16 protein-coding genes and 1 pseudogene are annotated in these 23,874 nt (G+C 52.4%); 7 read left to right on the forward strand and 10 right to left on the reverse strand.

The annotated features are described in order from the left end of the window. Positions 1-361: 361 nt before the first annotated feature. On the forward strand, positions 362-988 hold the full coding sequence (locus tag HZ99_RS13625; protein ID WP_038443654.1) for an EcsC family protein: 627 nt from the start codon (positions 362-364) through the stop codon (positions 986-988). Positions 989-1,090: 102 nt separating this feature from the next. Continuing rightward, positions 1,091-1,273, forward strand: coding sequence for a hypothetical protein (locus tag HZ99_RS13630; RefSeq protein WP_038443656.1), 183 nt, complete (start codon positions 1,091-1,093; stop codon positions 1,271-1,273). A gap of 475 nt (positions 1,274-1,748) precedes the next feature. Here HZ99_RS13630 and HZ99_RS13640 read toward each other — a convergent pair whose 3' ends face one another. Together HZ99_RS13640 and HZ99_RS13645 are read right to left on the reverse strand one after the other, a co-directional pair. Then, positions 1,749-2,801 (reverse strand): ADP-ribosylglycohydrolase family protein, encoded by a 1,053-nt coding sequence (locus HZ99_RS13640; protein WP_038443659.1) that lies wholly within the window; start codon positions 2,799-2,801, stop codon positions 1,749-1,751. Continuing rightward, complete coding sequence (locus HZ99_RS13645) at positions 2,798-3,067, reverse strand: hypothetical protein (RefSeq protein ID WP_038443661.1); 270 nt, start codon at positions 3,065-3,067, stop codon at positions 2,798-2,800. Before HZ99_RS13645 ends, HZ99_RS13640 begins: the two co-directional genes overlap by 4 nt. Before the next feature lie 118 nt (positions 3,068-3,185). Here HZ99_RS13645 and HZ99_RS13650 point away from each other — a divergent pair, with 118 nt between their 5' ends. Further along, positions 3,186-4,061, forward strand: coding sequence for a WYL domain-containing protein (locus HZ99_RS13650; protein ID WP_038443663.1), 876 nt, complete (start codon positions 3,186-3,188; stop codon positions 4,059-4,061). A 323-nt stretch (positions 4,062-4,384) separates the two neighbouring features. On the opposite strand, the gene HZ99_RS29240 is transcribed toward HZ99_RS13650, so the two are convergent. After that, a complete protein-coding gene (locus HZ99_RS29240) occupies positions 4,385-4,840 on the reverse strand; it encodes a hypothetical protein (protein ID WP_235205525.1) in 456 nt (151 codons plus the stop codon). Positions 4,841-5,265: 425 nt separating this feature from the next. Then, positions 5,266-5,457, reverse strand: a pseudogene (locus HZ99_RS13660) (hypothetical protein); the annotation flags it as partial. A gap of 546 nt (positions 5,458-6,003) precedes the next feature. Here HZ99_RS13660 and HZ99_RS13665 point away from each other — a divergent pair. The 4 genes from HZ99_RS13665 to HZ99_RS13680 are packed head-to-tail and all read left to right on the forward strand — an operon-like array spanning position 6,004 to position 10,744. Further along, positions 6,004-6,900, forward strand: a complete 897-nt coding sequence (locus tag HZ99_RS13665; protein WP_038443667.1) for a hypothetical protein — start codon at positions 6,004-6,006, stop codon at positions 6,898-6,900. Further along, on the forward strand, positions 6,887-8,758 hold the full coding sequence (locus tag HZ99_RS13670) for a hypothetical protein (protein ID WP_038443670.1): 1,872 nt from the start codon (positions 6,887-6,889) through the stop codon (positions 8,756-8,758). The genes HZ99_RS13665 and HZ99_RS13670 overlap by 14 nt, the downstream gene beginning before the upstream one ends. Further along, the gene (locus tag HZ99_RS13675; protein ID WP_051903158.1) at positions 8,755-9,693 is read left to right on the forward strand and encodes a hypothetical protein; all 939 of its coding nucleotides are present in this window, start codon (positions 8,755-8,757) and stop codon (positions 9,691-9,693) included. The genes HZ99_RS13670 and HZ99_RS13675 overlap by 4 nt, the downstream gene beginning before the upstream one ends. Then, entirely contained in the window at positions 9,683-10,744 is a 1,062-nt protein-coding gene (locus tag HZ99_RS13680) for a methyltransferase (RefSeq protein WP_038443673.1), read from the forward strand. Before HZ99_RS13675 ends, HZ99_RS13680 begins: the two co-directional genes overlap by 11 nt. 565 nt (positions 10,745-11,309) lie before the next feature. Here HZ99_RS13680 and HZ99_RS13685 read toward each other — a convergent pair. From HZ99_RS13685 to HZ99_RS13715, 6 genes are all read right to left on the reverse strand, one after another. Further along, complete coding sequence (locus HZ99_RS13685; protein ID WP_038443675.1) at positions 11,310-14,363, reverse strand: type III restriction-modification system endonuclease; 3,054 nt, start codon at positions 14,361-14,363, stop codon at positions 11,310-11,312. Between the two features lie 126 nt (positions 14,364-14,489). Continuing rightward, positions 14,490-16,148, reverse strand: coding sequence for an RNA-binding domain-containing protein (locus HZ99_RS13690; RefSeq protein ID WP_038443677.1), 1,659 nt, complete (start codon positions 16,146-16,148; stop codon positions 14,490-14,492). 9 nt (positions 16,149-16,157) lie between these two features. After that, positions 16,158-18,053: a site-specific DNA-methyltransferase gene (locus HZ99_RS13695; protein ID WP_038443679.1), complete on the reverse strand. Its 1,896-nt coding sequence runs from the start codon at positions 18,051-18,053 to the stop codon at positions 16,158-16,160. A 43-nt stretch (positions 18,054-18,096) separates the two neighbouring features. Further along, the gene (locus HZ99_RS13700) at positions 18,097-18,777 is read right to left on the reverse strand and encodes a DUF4391 domain-containing protein (protein ID WP_038443681.1); all 681 of its coding nucleotides are present in this window, start codon (positions 18,775-18,777) and stop codon (positions 18,097-18,099) included. Then, a complete protein-coding gene (locus tag HZ99_RS13705; RefSeq protein WP_038443682.1) occupies positions 18,774-22,079 on the reverse strand; it encodes a helicase-related protein in 3,306 nt (1,101 codons plus the stop codon). Before HZ99_RS13705 ends, HZ99_RS13700 begins: the two co-directional genes overlap by 4 nt. 411 nt (positions 22,080-22,490) lie before the next feature. Then, positions 22,491-23,861 carry a DUF1329 domain-containing protein gene (locus tag HZ99_RS13715; RefSeq protein ID WP_038443685.1) on the reverse strand — a complete coding sequence of 457 codons (1,371 nt, stop codon included), beginning with the start codon at positions 23,859-23,861 and terminating at the stop codon, positions 22,491-22,493. Between the last annotated feature and the right edge of the window lie 13 nt (positions 23,862-23,874).

The following is a 23,874-nucleotide window of genomic DNA, read 5'->3' on the forward strand; positions in this document are numbered from 1 at the left end:
GAAAACCAGGAAGCTTTAATAATTTTTAAGACCAACTCGATCAAAACACAAAAAAACGCTAGCCGGATTCGTTTATTGAGCAAGTTGCCATAGGCAAATCATCGCCCCCGATAGGATTCAGTGGCATGCGGTCGATGCGCCGGTTGATTTCCCTCTGTGTCGCGAGCTACCCTCTGAGCTTAGTGAACCACACGCAAAGCGACTTGCCGCCATGGATTATAATCGACCTACACCCGCCCCCCTTGGCACTCATGTCATTTAGGCCTGAGGCACTGACTCACCCAAAATACCATCTACCCAAGTTAATATTAACTTGGAATACCTATATCTAGTTAAGCTGAATCATGAATGGAGTCTACATATGGCAAATGAGTTGACGCACAATAAGATTATGCAAGCCCTTGACTGGGCCTACGACAAAGCAATTAACGGCGTGCCAGGTTTAGATTCGGCGGCTGAAATGGCAAGCAGTTACACGTCAGACAGTGGCACTCTAATCGACAATGCAAACTCTCTTATTCGCTGGCAAAATACAAAAGCAGGAACATCCGGCTTTTTAACCGGCCTAGGCGGAATAATTGCAATGCCTGTAACAATCCCCGCAAATATCGCATCCGTAATGTATGTTCAAATCAGGATGATTGCTGCAATAGCAAAGATGGGTGGTTACGACTTAAAGGATGACAAGGTAAAGACTCTTGTTTATGCCTGTCTCGCTGGCGACGCGGCGAAAGACATACTTAAAGATGTAGGAATTGTGGTTGGTACAAAAATAGCAACTAACGCAATTAAAAGCATCTCAGGAAAAACAATAACCGCCATCAACAAAAGCGTCGGATTCAAGCTTTTAACCAAGTTTGGTGAAAAGGGTGTTGTTAACCTTGGCAAAGCCGTTCCAATACTTGGAGGAATCATCGGTGGAACCGTAGATGCTGTAGCCACCAATGTGATTGGAAACATCGCACGCGACACTTTTATACCAGCCTGACAAACTATTTACGTCGTTCGCTTCGCTTGCAAGAGCGCTAGCGAATGGCTACTTTTTGGCGGCTTCTGCTCTTCAATACTTGGCCAACGAACTTTCCTATGAGTGATATCTGCCGACACCTATCAACTGCAAACAGTGGTCAGTAGGAATGAAAACCCGCAGGGCGGTAGTCATTTCTCCTACGAGATTGTTGACCTACTAGACGGCCGCGTTGAAGAGCGCATGTCAGCCATGGAGTCGCTGACCAAGACCATCATGGCTGCCTTCGACAAGGCCGGCCGCTAGCCCCTCAGTTTAGTTTACGATTTTTTCCGAATTCCGCGAGCCCCCCCCCTAGTACATCGATCGGCCTTACCTCCATACAGAAAGATGTAATACATCAACAAGCCCATGCACAACACAAAACCGATCTTGAGCGGCCGCGATATGCCTGAGAAGCCAATCAGAGCCACCAATATTGCGATAAAAATCAACGTTCGCATTTCTCCTTTGTAACCGACCCAGTGCGGGTCAGAATCTGCGTCTTCTGGCCATTAATTCCGCCAGCAGCCCGTCGAGAAATCCCGCCGCGAAAACTTTGATTGCGTTACTGGTGCAACGTGGACACTGGGTGAAATACTCACCCACCCCCAATGCATCGCTACGCGGCGCTACTGTTTTTTTCCATTGGCAATCGCGGCACACAAACGTAAGTGGTCTGGGCTTTATTGGCATTGCAGCTCTCCTGAAAACTTACCCATAGTCGACCCCATCAGCTCCCTCACCTGCCGGGATACATCTGCTCAATCTGCTGATCAAACTCTCCGCCATCCCCACAGTACTCACGCGGAATGCGTTCAATATCCTCGGCAATCTGCTCGATCACTTCGCGCAGCTCCAATTGCCCGTACCATCGAGCAGGAATCGCCGTAGCACCATACTGAACACCCAACAGGTGCCCGGCGATCAACCCGGTGCTGTCACTGTCGCCACCGTGATTCACCGCCGTGATCACGCCCTCCTCGAACGAGCGCGCGGCCAGGGCGCACCACAACCCAATAGCCAACGCCTCTTCGGCGACCCAACCGCCACCGAATTCGCCTATGCGTTGCGGGGTGGGTTGGTAGCCCTCGTAAAAGAAGAACAGCACGCGCTCGATGAGACTCCGTGTTTCTTCCATACCGGGCATTTGTCCGTAATTGGCCAAGCTTTGAGTGACTGCGTGCTCCAGGCTGTCTTGCCGATCGACAATGCGCTGGAGAATATCGGCGAACAGCCCAGCCGCCAGGTAGCCCGTAGGGTGCCCGTGGGTCAGGCGCCCTGACTGGGCAGCGTAGTCAAAGGCATTAGCAAAGAATGCACAGGGCGCAACGCGCATCAAGGCGCCACAACCTTTGCTGTTGTTCTCGGCAACAGCGCCCAGCCGCGAACTGGCCTTGAGTGCAGCTAGGCAGGTAGTACCAGGGGCGCGGCGAGACCAGAGTTCCGGTTGTTTGATCAGCCACCCGTCCCTGCTGACAGGCATCGCCATAGGGTAATCCTGGGTCATCAGCCAGCGCAGCAACGCATGATGGATAATGCTGGGAACGTGGCAAATCCCTCGCGAACTGCCGCGCACATAAGCCCGCAGCAAGCCTTCGGCCGTGAAGAGCATCATCTGCGTGTCGTCGGTGATGGCACCAGTGATACCGTAAGCCGGGGCAAAATAGATGATTCCCTGTGGACCGAACTTAGCTTCGATTGCAGGCCACTCGAGAAACTCCACCGGGGCGCCCAACGCATCGCCAACAGCACCGCCCAGCAGACAGCCTTTGATCCGTTCAAGTCTGTTCATGCCTGCTCCCCCGAGACTGCCGGAATCAGCAGCTGAAGCAGCTCCAACTTGCGCCGTAGCTGATCGACATGCGCTTTTTCCGCCCGCAGAGCCGAACGCAGTTCTTTATTTTCCAGATTGCCAATGTCCGTCCTGCGTGCCGCCCTATGGCCATCCAGCATCATTTGCCATATTTCACGCAACCTCAGGGTCTGTAGCACCAGCGTCAACAGGATGATGCCCAGCAACATCAATGCACCTGTAGAAACCATGTCCAACGCGTTCATGTCTGCTTCCTTGGTGAGTTCGGGAAATCCCGAAGACAGCGACACGATATGTAGTGTTAAACGACAGGTCTAGAATGTAGACTTATACAGGTAAAGTATTCACGCACATGGAGGGGACATGAAACGTACGCAATCCATTGAACAGGTTCGCTGGGACCTGGCACTTCGCTATCGTTTGATTGAAACCGTTGCCTGGTGGGAAGGCCGCCTGACCACGGGGCACTTGATCCAGAGCTTCGGCATCAGTCGTCAGCAGGCGTCCAAGGACATCAACACCTACATCAACGAACATGCGCCTAAAAACCTTACATATGACAAAAAAATAAAGGGCTACGTGCCCAGCAAGACGTTCAAGCCGCTATTCATTGACGACAGTGCCAGCGCGTACCTGCACCTGCTTTATCAGAATAATTCTCGGGCGCCGTATATCGAGGGTCTGGCCCTAGCCTATGCACACACCAGGGTATTGGAGGTGCCGGATCGCTCGATCAAAGCGGAGATACTTCGACCCTTGCTTAAGGCCTGCCGTGAACATCTGAGTCTGGACGTTGACTATGTGTCGCTAAACAGTCCGGCCCCGGAGGGCCGCATGATTGCGCCGCACACGCTGATCTATAGTGGTATGCGCTGGCACGTTCGGGCGTATTGCGAGAAGAACCGTAAGTACCGTGACTTTGTACTAAGCCGGTTACGGGGGATTCCGGATATTCAGGATGGTGAAACAGAAAACGGCATAGATGCCGATGAAGCCTGGAACACCCCGGTTACCGTAATCATCAAGCCAGATGAAGGCCTGACTCCGGCGCAGAAGTTGATCATCCAGATCGACTTCGGGATGATCGACGGGCAGCTGGAGATCCCGAGCTGCGGGGCGTTGGTGAAATATGTGTTGCAGCGATACCAGATCGATCCTAAACACTTGGATCCTAAGCCGGAGGCGCAGCAGATCGTGGTGGCGAACCTGAAAGAGCTGAAGCCTTGGTTATATGACTGAGGGAAGTATTCCATGCGGGATACTTTTGATCAGACCTGCTGGATCTTTGACCCCAGCAGAGGCTAAAACTTCAAGGGCGAGGGATACTCCCCCCAATCAGTCACCCTTCTACTTCAGAGTATGAGAGCACCTCGGAAATGAGGTGCTTGCTACTTCCGTACCCGCAGGTTCCTAGACACCTTGAAGCTTTTGCACGAAGGACAGAACAAGGCAAAGCGGCGATCCCAGATGTATTATCACTTCAGACGAAAAAGTAAAAGGCCGGTCTGAGTCCTGACGCTCTCATCGTTGCGCCTTGTTCATTTCGGGCTTCTCGGTATTCACTACTCATCCCACCGCTTACGCAACGTCTTGATCAATGCATTGCCTCGAAGTGGACTTCCGTCAGGCCCACACAGCGCAACCGAACCCGATGGCAGGCCGAACACCTCCTCGATAGTCGACCGAATGCTGCTGACTTTAGCGTCCGATCGTGCAGCACGAAACCGAGCAGCCTTCCTCCCCGTAGCGACGATATCTTCATCCGCGTCGTCATCCTCAAGCGCCTCATCGTCCGAGGCTATCAACGAAGGCCCGCCTTCCTCCTCGAACGGTTCAAGATCTCCGTCGTCGACATCAGCGCCATCGTCTTCTGCCAAACCATGGGTATACCAGGTAGCACCGTCCTCCTGTTCCCACACCAGGCCATCTTCGACATGAAAAGTACGCTTGCCTGACGAAGGCATTAAATAATCGCTGTTACGCGATCTCACGCCTGGCAATCGAAAGCCGTCGCTCATGGCCGTGAGAGCTCTTTTCGGCCCCGCCACAATTAGAAATTCTGACCAGCAAGGTTCATGAAAATTAACGCTTACCGAACCGTATAGGTAAACGGTTGTTCTAAGCGAGTGGTCTTCCCTGGCCAACCTGGACAGCACACCCATAACCGTAGAATGGAGACCGCGCCCTGACGCCTCGAGACTGTCCACGTTTACCTCAACGGTAGGCAGAGGCGTCTTACTGCTTACAAAAGCGAGGTCCGTTACCGATTTCTTGATCATGACTCTCATCCATTGAATAATTACAAAGCCCACCGCCGCGCATCGCTCATGTCAGCTACATCGGTGTCGAAAATCACCAACCAGCATGAAGCAGGCCCGCAGGCATATCAATGAGCCATTAGCCACGACCAGCAATCAGGGAAGCGTTGGGATCAATAAGGCGGGTAGGCGTTGTACTCCTCCTCAAAGATCTGAGCGTACTCGCCGGGCAATTCGCCGGTTGCGTCGTACTGGCGGTATTTAGCTACCTCATCGATGAAGAACAGCGACAGCACCTTGATGCCCTTGCTGAACAGCATCATCTCTTTCTGAAAATGTGCCTTCACCGCCTCGCGGATTTGGATGCGGCGCATGGCGGCTGTTGGCGCTGATTGAAAACTGACCCACCGGGTCAGTTTTCGGTCAGCGCCAACACCGCGACCCCATCGGTTGTTCAACCTTGGCCCGTACCTGCGCTTTGGCGTACTCATTTATGAAGTTGAAATTTACGATTCTCCGTAAAATTTCTTCGTCAAAGCTGAGCTTTTGGGGTCAAAACTTTACAAAAATGTTTTCCTGACCGTAACAAGAAACGGCTATGACCGTTCGTCGGTATTCGCCAGCTAATGGGTTGGGGCTGCACCTGGCTAACGCGCCCATGATTTGCTGTTGTTTAGCTTCGGATTCCCGAGCATGCGTTGATTGCAGCCTACCAGCCATAGGCGCCTGTAGACGGCTAGATAGCATTTTGCTAGCCTAAAATGTCCAGCGGCATTGGAAATGCGAGCGTTGTTCCAGCTAAGAATTTCCATACGCGCGCTGAATCCGCCAAGTGTTATTTCGTCGTTTCTGGACATGGATGCAGTCGTCAGAATTGGTAGCGGCGCACCTCGAACTGCAGCGAGGATAAATGGAGATCACCCTTGCGTGCAGATACCCAAGTCCAAGAGATTTTAGCTAAGTGCGATATCCTCAAGCGTGCAGGGCTATGGCCGTCGGAGCCTACGCTGCGCCCGCGCGCCTGGCTGATGAATTTCGATGAGCAAGATGCGCACGTGGCCGCATTTCTCTTGGATAAATTCACTTTCTATAACAGAACATTGACAGATGCTTTGTTAGTCGCCTCTTACAACTCGATTGGAGACGGCATGCCTAAGGGCCCTTCAGCACCAAGGGGAAACGATCTCGTAGCGGCCCTGGGCTCGGCAATCCTTACGCCCGTGAAGGGAGAGCATCCAAACCCTACCGATTCAGGCTATTTGCTTTGCCGTAAGGCACGTCAGCTGCTTCACTTGAATGACAGCTTCATCTTGGATACAGATGACGCACTTCAGCACGCCTACGATGGAAAGACTGTTGTTTTCATCGATGATTTCGTTGGCTCAGGCGATCAGTTTTTATCCACATGGAAGACTGTTGACAAATCAAGTAAGTCATTTGAAAAAGCAAACGCTATCAGTGGTTTCACGGCAATTTATGTGACATTGGTAACAACTGACTTCGGCTTGAAAAATATAAACAATCAAGCTCCAACAGTTGCAGTATATGCCACTCATGTGCTTGAGCAAAAATCAACCCTTCAGGGTGTTTTTGACTCTAACACGAGCATGAGATCGCCAATTCTAAGGTTTTTGTCTAAATACTGCACACGCTTAACGCCCGCTGAACATTATATAGCTACGAACCAGAACTATTTGATGTTCGGGTATAAACAGCGGGGACTGATGTTTGGTTTTGAACATTCGATACCCGACGCTACACTACCGATATTCTGGTCGCCGGGGTCGAACAACTGGGAGCCACTAATTGAGCGAGCTTAATCCAAATGCTGTCTTACGGCAGCTATTCGGCGACAACCGAGCTGAGTGGCCTTCTGCTAATTTCAAGGATTTGTTTGTAACACCGACCTATCTTGGCAAACTTGAAGTCATGCGTCCATGTTTTCTCGTTGGTGGTCGCGGAACAGGAAAAACCACTGCACTCCAGTCGCTGCGGTACGACTCAATGCTGGAAAGAATTGAAGGAGAAGGTCAGACCTTCGCTGATCAAGAATATCTTGGCGTTCTTGTTCGTATGAATAAGAATCGTGTCCGAGCGTTCACAGGAAGTGGTATCAACGAGGAGCGATGGTCAAAGCTTTTTGCCCACTATTTTAATCTCATCGTTTGCAGCGAACTCGTTACTCTCACCTCCTGGCTAGAAGTTAGACTGGGCTCAAAATTATCTGAAGAACATCTCAGCACAATATCTAATGAACTTGGCTTGGAGGACTGTGAAACACTGGTCCGACTCAAGAGCACAATAAAAAAATCCATATCGTCTCTCCAGTTGCAAGTGAACAACCCGCTCAAAGACATGGGGATAACGCTATCCATGGCAGAGGCCCCACTGCGAACCTTTGCGGAGGTATTAAGAGCAGAAGGTTTGCTAGGTGATAGAGTAATTTTTTGCTGTATCGACGAGTATGAAAATCTACTTGATTATCAACAGGCTATACTTAATACATATATAAAACATGCGGAGCCGCCCCTTTCCTACAAAATGGGCGTCCGGAAAAATGGACTACGAAATAGACAGACGCTTGATGGCCAAGATTTACTCAGAGTACCCGACGACTGTCTCGAGATTGAGATTGCGGATGAGGGCTTCGAGTTTTTCGCGAAGGCCGTTGCGGAATTAAGATTAAGGTACGCTCAAAGCGTCGGAGCTGTAGTCCCTAGCAACCTCCGCGAGTTCTTGCAAGAACTATCTCTATCTGAAGAGGCCGTAGTTCTAGGCGCTGACCGCGTGGCCGCAGCCATTCTGTCCGAGTTAGACGGTAGTAAAAACATAGAGTTCTTTCAACAAAAGTCGAAGGGCGAACTTTACTTTTTGAAATATTGGCAGGAAAGCGAGGGGGGGTCGTTAAAAGATCTCGCTCAAGACTGGTACAACAACGAGACTGAATGGAAGACCAGGCTTGGCAACCATGGTTATGCTAGCCTTTTCTGGTTGTCGAAAGGTCGTAAAGGAGCAAGAATCAGAAAGTACTACTGCGGAGAACGAACCCTTCTTTCGCTAGCAGCCGGAAATATTAGATATTTTCTGGAGCTGATCGATACAGCCATCAGTTATCAACTGGACGAAGAATCGTCGAAACAGTCGCCTTTAACAATATCCCCGAAATCTCAGACGCTCGCGGCAAGAGAGGTCGGAAAGAGACGACTCAATCAACTGGAGGGACTTGCAGACCACGGCGTCCAGCTGAAACGACTTGTTCTCGCAATTGGTAAAGTCTTTTTTGAACTAGCTCGAGCACCAAGTGGAAAGACCCCAGAAGTTACATCATTTGTGCTTTCTGGAAGCCCAGCGGAAGCTAGCAGAGTTCATGAGTTACTCCAAGAAGGCGTTGGCCACTTAGCTTTCGAGTCCGACCCTAGGACTAAGTCCACCAGCAGCTCAGAGCTTCGAGATGATGAATATCGTCTGCACCGGATCTTCAGCGCGTTTTTCGAGATATCCCATCGTAAGAAAAGGCGAATGACAATTGAGGCATCTACTCTCATAAGCGTGTTAGAAAATCGACCTTCTCGGGCCATCTCTACACTCCTAGATGATAGGCCGCAAACATCTGAGGAGGAGCTTCCCGAGCAGCTCGCACTATTCTCCGCGTTCTATGACGACGAGGAATTGAAATGATTACGATGCCTACGCCGTCGCTAAATACCAAGCGCTTCCAGAACATAACCATAGCAGATATAAATGCTGACGAAGTAATAATATCGGCTGCTGACTCAGCTGAGTACAGAGACAGACTTCCTTTGTGGGAACATATCCACACCTCCGATCCAAAGCGCATTATTTTTATCAAAAACATCGACAAAGAAAGCATCCTAGTTACTCATGACGGAACGGAAAAAACCGTATCCCTCAGGGACGAAGATGCGATCAATGATATCTTTATCGCGAAGCAGATATTGATAGACGTTACCGGGCTGTCGCACAACATCTGGGCTCCGCTTCTGAAGAGTGCATACTCGCAGAAGATTCGGACACGCATTTTATACGCCGAGCCCGAATCCTACACGCCTCACCCGAGCCCAGCCTCATCCGCCATTTTCGATTTAAGCGTTACATTTGAAGGGTTGTCGCCTTTGCCCGGTTTCGTGCAGTTAGCGGGGCCGGAAGACGAAGAAAAATGCTTGTTCATCGCGATGCTAGGCTTTGAGGGCAATCGACCCGAACATCTTGCATCCCAGTTGGATCCGACCCCAAAAGTGATCCCAATTGTGGGGGTCCCCGGCTTTCAGCTCGAATATCCGGCGTTCACGGTCGGCTGCAATCGAATGTTTCTGGACGAGTATCGAGCTCATTCGGAGGTCAGATACGCTCGTGCAAGCTGCCCTTTTGAGGCATTTAATGCATTGAACAAGATCCGTAGAGATTACCCTGACCACTATATATACTTGGCCCTCGTCGGCACCAAACCACACGCAATCGGCTCCATACTTTTCGCTATAAAATACGCTGAGACGACGGAAATCATGTTCGACTACCCGGTTAAGAAAAGCGGACGAACCTCCGGCGTGGGGATCGTCCATATTTATGATTTTGAGGACTTCCATGCCTATTGATATGGATAGGTACTACACCCCAGAGAACGTCGCGATGAGCGCTTTGGAGCGGGCGAATTTTCCCTTTTTACCCAAAACATGCGCGGACTCGACCTGTGGGTCAGGTCGGCTACTCGATGCCGCGAATGCCGTTTTCGGACCAGTCCAATCCTTCGGAATAGACCGAGACGTCGATGCTATATCCCAGCTGCGCTTAAGAAGGCCTGAATGGCATTTGTCGGTAGGCGACTTGCTCCATAATGACCCCGTTGATGTCCTATCGAAGCGAAATGCCGTCGACCTGCTAGTACTCAACCCTCCATTCAGCCACGGAAAAAAGAAGTCTGTCGACATCTGCTTCGCCGGCAAAGAGATGAAGGGAAGCATCGCCATGGCTCATTTGCTAAGAAGCTTTGAGCTGTTTCAGCCGAGTCTGGGCGCAATTGTGATAGCGCCGGAGTCTCTGCTCTATTCCGAAACAGACCATTTTGCTCGCCAGACATTGGAGGAGAATTATCAGTTTCAAAAAATTGCTGAGCTGAAGCGATGTACATTTCACGGCGCAAGGGTACAGGCTTCAGTCGTTCAAATTTCTCCAGGCCGTCATCGTTCTTCACTGCAAGAGATGAAGCCTAGCAGCGTCGTCGTCCCCGCGACGCTCTTACGCGGAAGTCTTCCAGTTCATTTGAACGTTAGTGATCCGGCTGGAGTACCCTTTCTACATTCCACAGATATACGAAAGGTAGTAATTGCTGGCTCAACGGTAGATATTTCTAAGACCTCGACTGTCGCTAAAGGCAGAACGAAAGGTTGGGTGATTTTGATTCCTAGAGTCGGGCTTCCCGACATGCAGTTCGTAAAAGCAATCAACCTCGAAACAACTGTCCAGCTTTCTGATTGTGTTATTGCTCTGGAGTTTCAAACTAAGGCGAATGCTATGAAAGCAGAGCGTCGAATCCACTCGCGGTGGATGGATTTCAGAAATATTTACCGAGGAACAGGCGCACGCTATGTGACCATCTCAAGATTAAGTATGTGGTTGCCCTCACTTGCTATAGCTGCAGCTACATAGACTAGCTCCGCTTACATGCAGTGCATTTCGTATCGATGCCCAGCCCAGGCGTGCCCTGTCTAGCGGGGTATGCCGAGATAAGGGGAAAATTCACTCATTTGGTCTGCCGCTGCATCTACTTATCGGAATTGAAAATTCCAGAGACCACGCGACAGGCGTGCAAGGAAAGGTCGAGGTTTGCGCCCATCCATCAGTGAAACCTAGAGTGGTTTACTATAAAACTTTTATAGATCATCCGCTTGCGACGCAAATGTCCTAATTCTACCTTATCTCGGCATCACCTCTAATTGTCCATTCCGCCTGAACCCGCAATACCAGCAGGCCGGGGCTTCCTCGGCCTGCTCTTTCGTCCAATCGCCGCATATTATCAATCGACTTTTCGCACACCCGATAGCCCCAGAGGTCACACACAGTGTGAGCCTTATGCCCCAACTTTTGGGGCATATAGGTAGTCGCCTTGGCGCTCTCGCGTTAGGGCACTAACGTCAAAATACTGCAGGATGTTGCCGGGCAGGCTGTGGCGATTTACGAAGGAACTTAAGCAGATTGGCTTCAGTTGCTTTCATTATTTCACCAACTCCATCAACTTCCCATACCCATCCACCACGTCGTACCTCACCTGCTCTGAGGTGATCTTGGCGAAAAACTTGCGTGCACAGGCGATTTTTGAAGCTTCGATAGCACGTAGGTCCAGCGTGGACATGGAGCCCTTGGTCTCGGCGATGAAGTAGATGTGCTTCACGTTGCCTTCCTGAAAGGCGATGGCCCAGTCGGGGTTGTAATTGCCGACCGGGGTCGGGATGAAGAAGCTCTTCGGCAGTTTGGCGTAGACCACCACCTCTGTGCTTGCGTCCAGCTCTTCGACGAATTTACGCTCGATGCTGGAGTCGGTGAACACATAGTCGTAGACGTGGTGCTTGGCTTCGAAAGCCTTGCTGAAATCATCCTTGGGCTTCTCGGCAGTAAAGATGTCCGAACTATGGGTTTCACCCACCGGATCGTAGGCAATGTGCTCGACGATGGCCGTGGCCTTCTGCTCGTTGATCAGCATAGCGGCCTTGGCGATGAAGTCTTCCGGGTTGGTTTTGTACTGGCTGAACACCGCCACGTTGATGTCTTTGAGAATGCTGGCAATGGTGCTGCGTGTTAGCTGGGTGTCCTCGGCCAGATTGCCGATCAGATCGTATTTCACCGCCGAATGAACGGAGTGGTTGTACTTTTCGGTCGAGCTTTCGGCGATCTTAAAGGCTGTGCCGCTCTTCATATCGTCGAAGCTGGCATTCTCCAGCTGGCTGCCGCGCTCGATGATGTACTGCATCGGTTTAACCCGCAGCTCAGTATCCAGGGCCGCCACGCACTTGCCCACCAGCTCATCGGTTTCAAAGTGAACCGTGTAAGCAGCCTTGCGATTGATCTTGTTCCACAGTGCCTGAAATTCCTTCTTCTCGAAGTTCGAGTTCAGGGGGTTGATCTTGGCCTTGCGGTCATCGCCAATCTCAGGCATTTGCGCCGCACTGAAGACGCTATCGATCAGCTGGAACACCTGGGCTGCATAGGGCTGCAGTTCGGCCGGTAGCTCTGCCAACTGCTCTTGTTTTTTGGCCTCGTGGTAGGTCAAGGTGATCTGATCGTTGTCGTCGGTGTAGTCGTTTTTCAGCAGGTATTTGTAAATCTGCTTGGCCAGTTGCGCAGAGACCTCAACGTCGCCAGTTAGAGTTTGTAAAACTTTACCTTTGAAATAATTCTCGTTGGCCTCACGTGGCCGGGCCGACAACGATTCGCTGATATCCCTCTGCAGTGCGCCAACGAAGTCCTTGTAGCTTTCGCTGGCCACCACCGTCAGCTCATTGATTTGGTGCACGGTGGCCGGGTCATCCATACGGTCACCCAGCTGGTTGACGGCCAGGCGCATGCCACGACCCACCTCTTGGCGCCGGGAAATGCTGTTATCGCTGTGCTTTAAGGTGCAAATAACGAAGACGTTGGGGTTATCCCAGCCTTCGCGCAAAGCCGAGTGGGAGAAGATAAATCGCACCGGCTCGTCGAGCGACAGCAGGCGTTCTTTGTCCTTGAGGATCAGGTCGTAGGCATCCACGTCGTCGGTCTCAGTAGCTTTTTTCCCCACTGAGGGATCGACTAGTCGCTTGCTTTTCTTGTCGATAGAGAAGTAGCCATTATGGGTCTGGCGAGCCTGAATACCCTTGAGGTAGCGGTTGTAGGGTGTGTCTTCCAGCGTCATCACGTCGGTGAGGTAGGCGTTGTACTCCTCCTCAAAGATCTGAGCGTACTCGCCGGGCAATTCGCCGGTTGCGTCGTACTGGCGGTATTTAGCTACCTCATCGATGAAGAACAGCGACAGCACCTTGATGCCCTTGCTGAACAGCATCATCTCTTTCTGAAAATGTGCCTTCACCGCCTCGCGGATTTGGATGCGGCGCATGGCGGCCTCATCCACGTTGCCCACGACCTCCCCGGCAACTAGCTCCACACCGTTGGTAAAGCTCAGCGTGTCGATACGGGCGTCGATATCGGCAACCACGTAATCTTTGTACTGATCCAGCCCACCGGACAGGTCGTACAGATTGTCGTTGCGGCCGAGTTTGCGCATCACGCGCTTGATACCACTGCTCTGCTTGATCTCGATCTCCACCCGCGCCACAGGCGATTTGGTCGAGACTTCGATGTCCTGCAGGAACAAATAAGCATTGGTCCCGGTCAGGCCTTTGACCGTAATACCGCGCACGCTGATCTTTTTAACCAGTTTCTGGTTGTAAGCATCCAGCGCGTCAAGGCGGTGGATTTTGTTGTACTCGGTTTTGTGCGTAGCCGAGTAGCGCACAATCATCAGCGGATTGAACTCGCTAAAGGACGCCAGCGTTTTGGCCCCTTCCATCTTCTGCGGCTCATCGAGAAGGAGAATTGGTCGGTTAGCCTTGATCACATCGATAGGACGGCGCGACTGAAAGTCATCCAGCTCCTCATAGATACGGCGCTGATCGGCACCACGGGCGGCGAACGCCTGCACGTTGATGACCATTACGTTGATGCCGGCATCCGAAGAAAAGCTCTCCAAGTTGTGCAATTGCTTGGAGTTGTAAATGAAGAAACGCGCCTTCTTACCGTAGCTCTCCAGAAAGTGCTCAGCAGTGATTTGCAGCGACTTGTACACACCCTCGCGGATGGCAATACTCGGCACCACGACGATAAACTTGCTCCAGCCAAAGCGTTTGTTCAGCTCGAACATGCTCTTGATGTAGCAATAGGTCTTACCAGTGCCCGTCTCCATCTCAACATCGAGGTTGATGGTGCAACCCGTATGTTTGTCGCTAGCCAGCGACGCCGATAACGGTAGGTTCTGCCGGCGTTGTACGCCTTGAATGTTTCCCAGCAACTGCGCCACGTTCAACGCTAGCTCTGCATTCTTGAAGCCAGCCTCAGTAGGCTCAATCGTCTTCGCACCGAGCAGGTCGATCTGTTGCGGTGCCGCCGGTGCGAAAGGCTTAGCTCCAGGGTCGACGCGATAACTCACGCCCGAGGATTTTGGCTGGCCGGCAAAGCAGTCGGCAAAGGCGTCTACCGCATGGGTCTGGTAGGGCTGGACTTTAAACTTCAGTTTCATGCGTAATTCCTGACTGACCCAAGGGTATTGCAAGTAAGAATCAAGGCGTCTAGCCCTTTAGGATCAGCTACTTACCGTTAATTTATTCTGCATTTATCCTGCAACTCAGGATGATTTATTCTGCATTTATTCTGCAAGCACCCAGACTGGCGCCTTGCGCGAGCCGTAATTTTTAATGCGCTCGGCACGTCGCAAGCTGGTGAGTAAACCACCGATCTTGGTTTCCTTCTGCGCATCATCTAGAGCATCGCTGAGCTTGTTGCTGAGCAACTGGTCGATATCCTTGCGGGTAGCAGAACCAAATTTGGTCAACAAATCGAGAATCATCTGCTTGTAGAAAGCGTCATCCTGTCCACGGGTACGGATGTAGTCGGCTTTACTGGCTGTTGCTTTGGCGACCGTAGCAGAAACGTACAGATTGGGCCGTTTGCCCTCGATAAGCCCAGCCTTGCGCAAGTGTTTCACCATCGCGGCATCCAGCGGCAGTCTTTTCTGCACACGGTCTAACGCCAGGATGTCGACAAGGGCAAGGTCGGTCTTCTGGATCAGCAGCCGACTGTAAGCGGGATCTACAACGCGGCCATGGATAGTCATCCTCACCGCCTGTGGCTCGGATAAGTCATAGTCCGGCATGGGGAAGAAACGCCGGGCCTGACCAAGGTGCATCTCATAAATGCCATAACCCATGGTGTCGATCATGTTCAGTTCGGCCATGGCTTGAGCTAAGAACGGGTTACGGTAACGTCTTGGGGTTTTGGTTCCGGCAATGTAGTCCGCTGGCTGTCCCTCAAAGAACGATCCGTCGTTTTCCAGCACCAGCCGATCAGGAAACTCCGTCACAATGATTCGGCCATTACGACTGTAGTCCTGGTGCGCAATGCAGTTGTGCAGCGCTTCCAGCACAATTTTCTGATCGTACTTGGCCAGTTCAATAGCCAGCAACTGGTCTTCCGGCAGGATGCGAATCTGGATGTTACGAATTTTCTGATACAGGCCGCTGCTATTGAGCAGAAACGGTAACCCGAAGTGCTCATAAGCACGCTCTGAGCCTTCCAGCTTCCAGGTCATCTGGGCGGGATGCGGCGACAACAAGTGCGCCGACTCCAATTTGCCAAGCAATAGAAGCGTTGTACGGGTGATCTGGCCGTCGCGGGTCAGTTTGGCGCGGTCGAGAAAAGTGGCAACTGACCAGTTCATGACGTCATCCGCCGCAAAGCGGTTGGCATACTTTTTCGCGAAAGACTCTCGCGCCCTAGACAGCGCGGCAACGTCTAGATGCGCCAAGGTAGCACCAGCGACTACTTGCGCCGACCAGTCGGCCGCGCCTACCTGGCGGCGAATCTCATCAAGCTTGTCTAAACCCAGATGGGTCAGGCTTTCACCAGCACGTGCGTAGTAATGCCCCTTCCACGCAATCGGCATCCCCAACGGAGCAGCCGGAATCTCGAACAGCAATACGCGCCCTTCGGTAAGTAGCAGTTCGTGAATATTACGCAGGGTGATGCTCGGCTCGGTGGCAGCAGAAATCTGCATTTTCAGGCTGTGCAGATTCTCCGCCTTAGGCCGGTAATCGCTGCCCACAGCCTTACGACTGTGGTTATCCACACCGAATACCAGCCAGGCACGTTCTTGATTACGCAAATTGGCTTCGTTGGCCAGGGCAGAGAAGTACTTGCCTATGGCGTCGGTCGAGTAATCGTTCCCGGCGCGCTTGAACTCCACTACCTCGTTTTCCCAACACTCAATCAAGGAGTCCAGTAGTGCCTGCATGGCTTGAGCATCCATATCAGCCCCTTAAAGCGTCTTAATTTCGGTAGCTGGCGAAAGCAGCTTGAACACCTGCTCGACGTTGATTTTCACGCTATCACTGGCGAAGCCGGCGTCGCGAAACACCACACGTAGCGGCTTATGTCCTGCGAGCTGTTTGACGAACTCTTCGTCGATACCTATATCGAAGCAGGCGGCCAGTGCATTACCGTCAACGAAGAACACGGTCTTGCCGGCGATAACTTGCTGGTTGATCGGCAGGGCCAGATCCACGCCCCAGTCTAGCAGCACCTGAAACAGCAAATCTTCGGAGGTGCGGTCTTCGCGGACATTGTCGATTTGATCGGAGAGCAGATCCTGGCTCACTGCATCCGGCGTGTAGTACACCTCTTTCATATTGGAGGTGTCGATTTTCAGCACCCGAAAGCCAATGTCGAGCTGCTCAATACCTTCCATGCCAGAGCACTCAACCTTGATCTTTTTGCCTGCTCGCCGAATTCTTTCCTTACTTATTTGAGCAATAGTTCCATAACCGGCTTTAAAGGCCTCGCTACCCGCATCGCACGCCTCAGGAATTTGAACTGAAATATGCCGTCTAGTGCCTTGATCCTCCGCATTTAACTCCATTACCGCGTGCGCTGTCGTAGAGGATCCAGAAAAGAAATCAAGGTAAACTTCATCTTTATTGGCCGATGAAATAGATATCATTCGCTTCAAAATAGATATTGGTTTTGGGCTATCAAAAAACGCTTTACCATCAAACAGCTTTTTCAAACTCTGCCTTGCTTCTTGGTTATGACTAACCTCTTCATGAAACCAAATTGTATTTGGGCGCAAACCCGCTTGAACCTCGGACAAAAAAGTCTTAAGCCGAGGCACCCCCTCCCCCCCTTTACCAAACCATATCCGATTATCCAGTACTAAATCATTGAATTTTTCTTTATTAACACTCCAATACCTACCATCTGGCGGACTACACTCACGACCGCTCGGCGTTTTAATTACATAATTGAGTTTGTCACTTCCCGACTTGGCCGACAACACAACGGAAGTCCATGGGCCACGCGGATCACTATCTGGATTCGTATAACCGTCATTATCGGCATCTGTTCTTGGCAGCAGGTTTAACCTCCAACCAGATAAGTCATTTGAAATTGAGTTCTTCGCATAACAGAGAATATTATCATGCATCGTAGAAAAGTAAGCCGCATCATTAGAGCGAGAAAATTTCTTCTGCCACACAATATGCGCTACGAAATTAGCCTCACCAAAAATCTCATCGCAAACCTTTCTAAGGTTAGCAATTTCACCATCATCTAAAGATATAAATATAACCCCATCATGTCGCAATAAATTTCTCGCTAGCTTTAGCCGAGAGTAAATCATACTCACCCAGGCAGAGTGAAATCGTCCATTGGACTCAGAGTTCGCAACTAACGGACTCCGTCTTTCGTCTTTCTGATTTGACTTCCTGAGATATGATTCCGCGTCCTCAGAAAAATCATCGTCATAAATGAAGTCATTTCCAGTATTGTAAGGAGGATCTATATAAATCATCTTGACTTTATTGAGATAAACCTCTTGGAGTAATTTTAGCGCATCGAGATTATCCCCCTCGACAAAGAGATTTTGCGTGGTATCAAAGTCAACGCTCTCTTCTCTACACGGGCGCAATGTCTTGGCAATCGGTGCATTCGCTGCCAGCAGCGCCTCACGCTTCCCCGGCCAATTCAGCTGATAGCGCTCCTGCGGTCCCTCAACAATGGAAGAAGACAGCTCCTGACGCAGCAGGTCGAAGTCGACGGCCTTCTTCAAATCGCCCTGGGCATCCAACGCTTCGGTGATGCAATTGGGGAACAGCTCAGCCAGCTTGTCGATATTGGCTTCGGTCAGGTTTTTAGAGTGCATCTTCAGCGTGTCCATGGGACGTCCTGTAATTCTTGAATTCTTGGGTACGAACTGGCGCTTACGCGCTCAACTGATCAATTTGGGCATTCAGCTCCCGCAATTGAGCGTTGAGCTCTACTTTGCGGTTGAACTGTATTTCTTTGTGCAAGCGGGCCTCCAGCTTGCGCTGCTCGCCATGCAGTCTGCGCAGCTGGGTCAATCGCTGCAGCTGTTCTGGCAGGCTTTCTCTGGGCCTCGCTGGATGCGGCAGCACGCTGCGCAGCAGTTGTTCGTAAAGGCCATACAGATCTAGCGCCACCGGCAAGGGCTGACGCTCGGCATCAGCCGCCAACCAAGCTCCGGCGAAGTAGCCATCGATGACCCGCTTGCTGGCATCGGCTTCGCTGGGACGTTTAAAGGTCGCCACCATGCGGGTGCGCTGCTTATGGTGCAACTGAAAGATGATCGGCAGTGGGATAGCGCGGTCGATGGCGCGCAGTACTTCTTCATCGAATTCGGCGGTTTTCAGTGCGATGTCGAAGATCTGAATTTCTACCACACCGCCCCGCGCCGGCAGATTGATGGTTTCCGGGGCCAGCTTGTACTGCCAGGTGATTTGCTCGACCTGGGCAACGAATTTATCGCGCAGTGTCGAGCTGACAAAACCACGCTCGTAGATTTTGCTCTTCGCCACCACGCGGCCAACCTTGGCCTGCGGCGGAAAACTAAACAGTGCAGGCGTAACTGAAGCCTGGCTCATACCGTGCCCTGAATAACGATGAAGGTAATCAGCTCGAAATCATCCAGCCCAGCGATGGTGTCGACCAGCGCGGTGGTCTTACCGCCGCTGAACAGACTGTCGATATCCTTCTCTTCCTTCACGTCGATCATCGAGCGAATCGCTTGGTCGAGCAGGTTGGAGTAGGCGTGCATATTACGACCGTCTTCAGTTGCCTGATTGAACAGTTGGTAGGCGTCACGAATCGGCTGATCGTGGCCCTTGCAGGCACTACGTGCCAGATCCAGCAAACGCTTGGCCTCGGTGTAGTCGTGAATAATGCGGCCATCGTTACCGATGTAGACCAAGTAATACGGATATAGACGGTTTTGCCGGTCGAGGCTAACGCCATGCGACTTGCCGTCCAAGGCGCGGTTACGCAGGGTGAATATGGCGCCGGGTAGTAAGCCCGCTGCAGGCTGCGCCGGGACCACCGCATGCATACCGCTAGGGACGCTGCTCAGCTCACCATTGGCCTTGATGTAATTGAGCAAATCCATGCGGAAATCGTTGAGACCAAGGTCGGTGATAGAAACGCCGGTCTTGATATCTTCCATCTCGATCACTTCATCCTGCAAACGTCGCAGTTGCTCTTTACGGTAGGCCACGTCGTTGGCCTGGGCGTTGAGCACGTTGTCGTCGCCGGTGGCCGTAACGTCAGCGATCATCATGCGGTTTTCAACTCGCTCTTTGAGGTTGATGTACTCGTCGAGGCTAATGTCTGGCCAGTAGTTGACCAATTGGATACTGGCATTCTGCGAGCCAATACGATCCACACGGCCGAAGCGCTGGATGATACGCACCGGGTTCCAGTGAATGTCGTAGTTGATCAGGTAGTCGCAGTCCTGCAGGTTCTGACCTTCGGAGATGCAGTCAGTGCCGATGAGAATGTCGATTTCACGCAGCTCGTCCGGGTAAATCAGCGCTTTTTCTTTCGAACGCGGCGAGAACAGTGTCAGCAAACCTTGGAAGTCATAAGTCTGGCGGCTGCCTGGCATAGTTCCAAGGGTGGACTTGGGCGCATCACTGCCGGTGACTTTGCCGGAATGCACCTGTTGAGTGCTCAGCAGGTACTCAGCCAGGTTGTCGTAGAGGTAATTGGCGGTATCGGCGAAGGCGGTGAAAATCAGCACCTTCCGATTGCCAGGATTGATCGGCGAGGCCAATTTGCTGGTGATCTGGGTTTTCAGGTGCTGCAGCTTGGCGTCGTCGGCCGGTGTAACCTTGGCCATTTCAGCCAGCAGCTCTTCAATGAAGATCAGGTCTCCCTGCAGGTCTTGCTCCCAGGACGGCACATCCATGTCTTCCAGGCTGATCTGAATCTTCTTACCAATTGTGATGTCGCCAGGCAACGGCAAGTTGTCGTCGTCAAAATCGGCATCTTCAAAGGCCGCTGTGACGTCGGCGAAATCGCTGACAAGGCCGGTTTTCTTGAAAGTGGCGATTTTATCCAGCGCGTTCCGATGCGTGTTTTGCAGATTTTTCAGGGTCAGGCGAAAAGACTCTACCGAGCTTTCAAGGCGTTTGAGCAGGTTAGTGGTCATCAGCGCTTGCAGGCTTCTCTCGCGGTCGACCTGCTTCAGCTTGCCCTTTCCACCATCCACTTCGGTGTCGTACTTCTCTTCGTATTTTTTCAGCCGGCTGGGTAGGATATAACTAACTGGCGCGTACACGGCGAGCTTAAGCAGAGACAGCTGGTTGAAGATCTCGTTGAAGCCGATGACGTCATTACGCGAAGTCAACGGGCAATGAAACGACAGCGGCTTGCGGCGCTCAGGGAAACTGCCAATATCGGCAGTGTTGTAGAAAGTCTCGATATGTCGGCGTGAGCGGGCAATGGTGACGCTGTCGAGTAGCTCGAAGAAGTCGAAATCAAGGGTGCTGAGAATCGCCGCCGCAGTGCGCTTTTCCGGTGGCAGACCGGTCCAAACATTGAAGGCTGCCTGGGCGCGACGGAAGATGCTGTCGATGTCCTTTTCAGTGCGCAGCTTCTTGCTGAGGTTGTCGCTGTCGCCCTCGTAGGCTAAGGCTAACTGGTTGCGCAAATCGCTGAAACGGTTGTTGACTGGGGTAGCCGAGAGCATCAGCACCTTGGTCTTCACGCCTTGGCGAATGACCTTATTCATCAGCTGCTGGTAACGGGTCTCTTTGTCTTTATAGATGTCGTTGTTACGGAAGTTGTGCGACTCATCGATCACCACCAGATCGTAGTTACCCCAGTTGACGCGATCCAGCGGAATGCCCAACGACTCGCCACGGGTGCGGGTCAGGTCTGTGTGGCAGAGCACGTCGTAGTTGAAACGATCCTTGGCGAAGATGTTGGTTTTAAGATTGCGGTTGTAGTTCAGCCAGTTGTCGGCCAGCTTCTTCGGGCAGAGCACTAGCACCGACTTGTTACGCAACTCGTAATACTTAATCACCGCCAGCGCAGTGAAGGTTTTACCCAGGCCAACGCTGTCGGCAAGAATGCAGCCGCTGTAGGTTTCGAGTTTGTTGATAAGACCGGTGGCGGCGTCACGTTGGAAGTTGAACAGCTTCTGCCAGATCAGGCTGTCTTGGTAGCCGGTACGGTCATTGGGCATCACGTCTTCATTAATGTCTTCCAGAAACTCACGGAAGATGTTGTAGAGCATCAAGAAGTAGATGCGCTCAGGGGCATTCTCCTGATAAACCGAGGCAATGTGGTCGCACAGTCGTGAGGTCACATCTTCCAGTTTGCTTGTGTCGCTCCAGATCTGATCAAACAGATTGAGAAAAGTCGCGGTAACACTTGGCTCATCTATTTTGGTGACAAAGTTCGATACGGCGTTGCCCTGCTGGTAACCCAGGTCCACGGCAGTGAAGCCCTGCAAAGGCATGTAGACGCTGTCGCCGGTTTTGCCTTGCACGCCCGCAAAGGGCTGCATGGGCGCTTGGCCTCGATTGGAGCGAAACTTGGCCTTGCGTTTAATCCAGTCAGCACATTCCCTGGCTATCGCCTTCTGGGTGAGCTGGTTCTTCAGCTGGATTTCAAACTCACTTCCAGTGGTGCTGCGCTCGCGCTCGGCCTTGGGAATATGGAACTCGCGCTGTTCCCTCTTGATCGTGTCGCTCACCTCGTTGAGCACAAAAGTCGGCGAGGTAAATATGAACTCCAGGGAGTCGATGCTCTCCAGCTCGTTCTTCAACGCGACGTAGGCGTAGATCGAAAAGCACGAGGCGGCAATCTTCAGCTTCGAGCCCGGCTTGAGCGTACCCTTTAGGCTTTCACCAAACAGGGTGTTGATGTTGTCGATCAGTTCCATTTGGAGGAATCCCATTATGCGAGCTGAGGGGATTATCATGGAGCCAGGGAGTAATATCACGTATTACTCGCCGGCAAATTGCAACGTATTCAAAATCACAACCCAATGGGAGCTCGACTGCATAAGTGCAGACAGCGACGACGCCAGCCACGAGCTTGAACGGATAAGCGCACGCATTGGTGCAGTGGGGGGATAAATGGGGGGACAGAAATAGTAATCCCCACACACCCCAGCAAAATAAGGCCACACTCAAACAATAACGCCGCCCACAAGCCGGCTTTTTAATTACCCAAAGTAATCCAACCCCATCTAAAAGCGCCCTGCCAGCCTAACTAACCCAGAGAGCCAGGCACTGGCAAACCAAGAGCCACGCCCTCCCACGCAGCTCTCCCAAACACCCCAGTCTCTTGACTACCGAGTGCCCCGCAACCGCAACGCCGACGGCATGAAGTAAGCGTCCTCAGGAATCGCCTGTCCAAAGTCCACCGTCTGCGGTTCTTCGTTATCCAGATTCTGCACGTAGTACCGCCGCGCCTGCAGGTCATGGAACACATCCAATGCACTCCAGGTCGTCGGCAAATCGTAGAAGTTCTTCAGGTAAGCCATCGACACACGCCACAGTTCGCCACGGCCGTCGTACTGGTCAACCACGGCTGCGCCCCAGCTGTCTTCGTCGAGGTACAGCACGCGTTTGGAGTACAGGTGCCGCGCCGTCGGTTTGAGGGTGCCTTCGACTACCCACACACGATGCAGTTCGTAGCGGGTGTATTGCGGGTTGAGGTGTCCGACCTTGAGCAGGTCGGCGTATTTCACGTCGGCGCTGGCGACCTTGTAGTTGTTGTAGGGGATATAGATTTCCTTTTTGCCCAGCAGCTTCCAGTCGTAGCGGTCCGGTGAGCCGTTGAACATGTCGGTGTCGTCCGCCGTGCGCAGGCCATCGGAGGATGAGATCGGCGTGTCGTAGGCCAGGTTCGGCGCGCGACGTACGCGACGTTGGCCGGCGTCGTAGATCCAGGCCTGGCGGGCGTCTTTGATCTGGTCGAGGGTCTCGTGCACCAAGGTCGCGCCACCAGCCAGGCGGGCCGGGCTTTTTACGAAGGTCAGGTAGTAGAACAGGATGTTTTTCAGATCAGCGTATTGCCCGCCCTGGCGGTAGTAGTTGAACAACCCTTCCTGTTGCGCCGTGACCAGGGCGAAGCTGCCATTGCGCTGCACGGGCGCCTCCGAGGCGCGACGGACCACGTAGGTCCCACGATAGCGAGTGATGTGGTTCCACAATGCCTCCACTCCGTTTTGCGGAATGGGGAACGGCACGCCACCAAAGGCATCGGCAAAGCCGGTGCCACCGTCCAGCAGCTTGGCGCTGGTGGCGTTCTTGAAGGTGTTGTCATACACCCACTGTGGCGCCGAGCCGGAACGTCGGCTTGGGTAGATGGGCATCTGGAAGCTGTCGGGGTAGCTGTTGAACAAAGCGATCTCGCCCGCCGTCAGGTTGGCCCTGTACTGTTCCAGATTAGCCTTGGTGATGGTGAACAGTGGCTTGTCGCCGGCAAACGGGTCGACATGGTGCTTGCCCTTTTCATAACCCTTGGGGGCCTGGGTGATGCCGCCCTCCCAGGTCGGGATGGTGCCGGCGGCATTGCCCGCACGCTCGGCGCCGAGAGGGGTGAGCTGGGCCTTGAGCTGTTGCGCGTCCTGGGGTGAGAGCGCAAGCGCATTGCCAGCGGCCAGGCCGAGGGCTAGGGCCAGGCTGGCGGTGAACATTCGAGGTGCGTGGAACATGGCGAATCTCCAA

It is taken from the genome of Pseudomonas fluorescens (assembly GCF_000730425.1).
GTDB classification, from domain to species: domain Bacteria; phylum Pseudomonadota; class Gammaproteobacteria; order Pseudomonadales; family Pseudomonadaceae; genus Aquipseudomonas; species Aquipseudomonas fluorescens_X.

What these genes read in the sequence shown, in the direction of transcription:
- HZ99_RS13625 (WP_038443654.1), top strand. Translation starts at nt 362, where the DNA reads ATGGCAAATGAGTTGACGCACAATAAGATTATGCAAGCCCTTGACTGG.
- HZ99_RS13640 (WP_038443659.1), bottom strand. Translation starts at nt 2,801, where the DNA reads ATGAACAGACTTGAACGGATCAAAGGCTGTCTGCTGGGCGGTGCTGTT.
- HZ99_RS13645 (WP_038443661.1), bottom strand. Translation starts at nt 3,067, where the DNA reads ATGAACGCGTTGGACATGGTTTCTACAGGTGCATTGATGTTGCTGGGC.
- HZ99_RS13650 (WP_038443663.1), top strand. Translation starts at nt 3,186, where the DNA reads ATGAAACGTACGCAATCCATTGAACAGGTTCGCTGGGACCTGGCACTT.
- HZ99_RS29240 (WP_235205525.1), bottom strand. Translation starts at nt 4,840, where the DNA reads ATGAGCGACGGCTTTCGATTGCCAGGCGTGAGATCGCGTAACAGCGAT.
- HZ99_RS13675 (WP_051903158.1), top strand. Translation starts at nt 8,755, where the DNA reads ATGATTACGATGCCTACGCCGTCGCTAAATACCAAGCGCTTCCAGAAC.
- HZ99_RS13680 (WP_038443673.1), top strand. Translation starts at nt 9,683, where the DNA reads ATGCCTATTGATATGGATAGGTACTACACCCCAGAGAACGTCGCGATG.
- HZ99_RS13685 (WP_038443675.1), bottom strand. Translation starts at nt 14,363, where the DNA reads ATGAAACTGAAGTTTAAAGTCCAGCCCTACCAGACCCATGCGGTAGAC.
- HZ99_RS13690 (WP_038443677.1), bottom strand. Translation starts at nt 16,148, where the DNA reads ATGGATGCTCAAGCCATGCAGGCACTACTGGACTCCTTGATTGAGTGT.
- HZ99_RS13695 (WP_038443679.1), bottom strand. Translation starts at nt 18,053, where the DNA reads ATGGACACGCTGAAGATGCACTCTAAAAACCTGACCGAAGCCAATATC.
- HZ99_RS13700 (WP_038443681.1), bottom strand. Translation starts at nt 18,777, where the DNA reads ATGAGCCAGGCTTCAGTTACGCCTGCACTGTTTAGTTTTCCGCCGCAG.
- HZ99_RS13705 (WP_038443682.1), bottom strand. Translation starts at nt 22,079, where the DNA reads ATGGAACTGATCGACAACATCAACACCCTGTTTGGTGAAAGCCTAAAG.
- HZ99_RS13715 (WP_038443685.1), bottom strand. Translation starts at nt 23,861, where the DNA reads ATGTTCCACGCACCTCGAATGTTCACCGCCAGCCTGGCCCTAGCCCTC.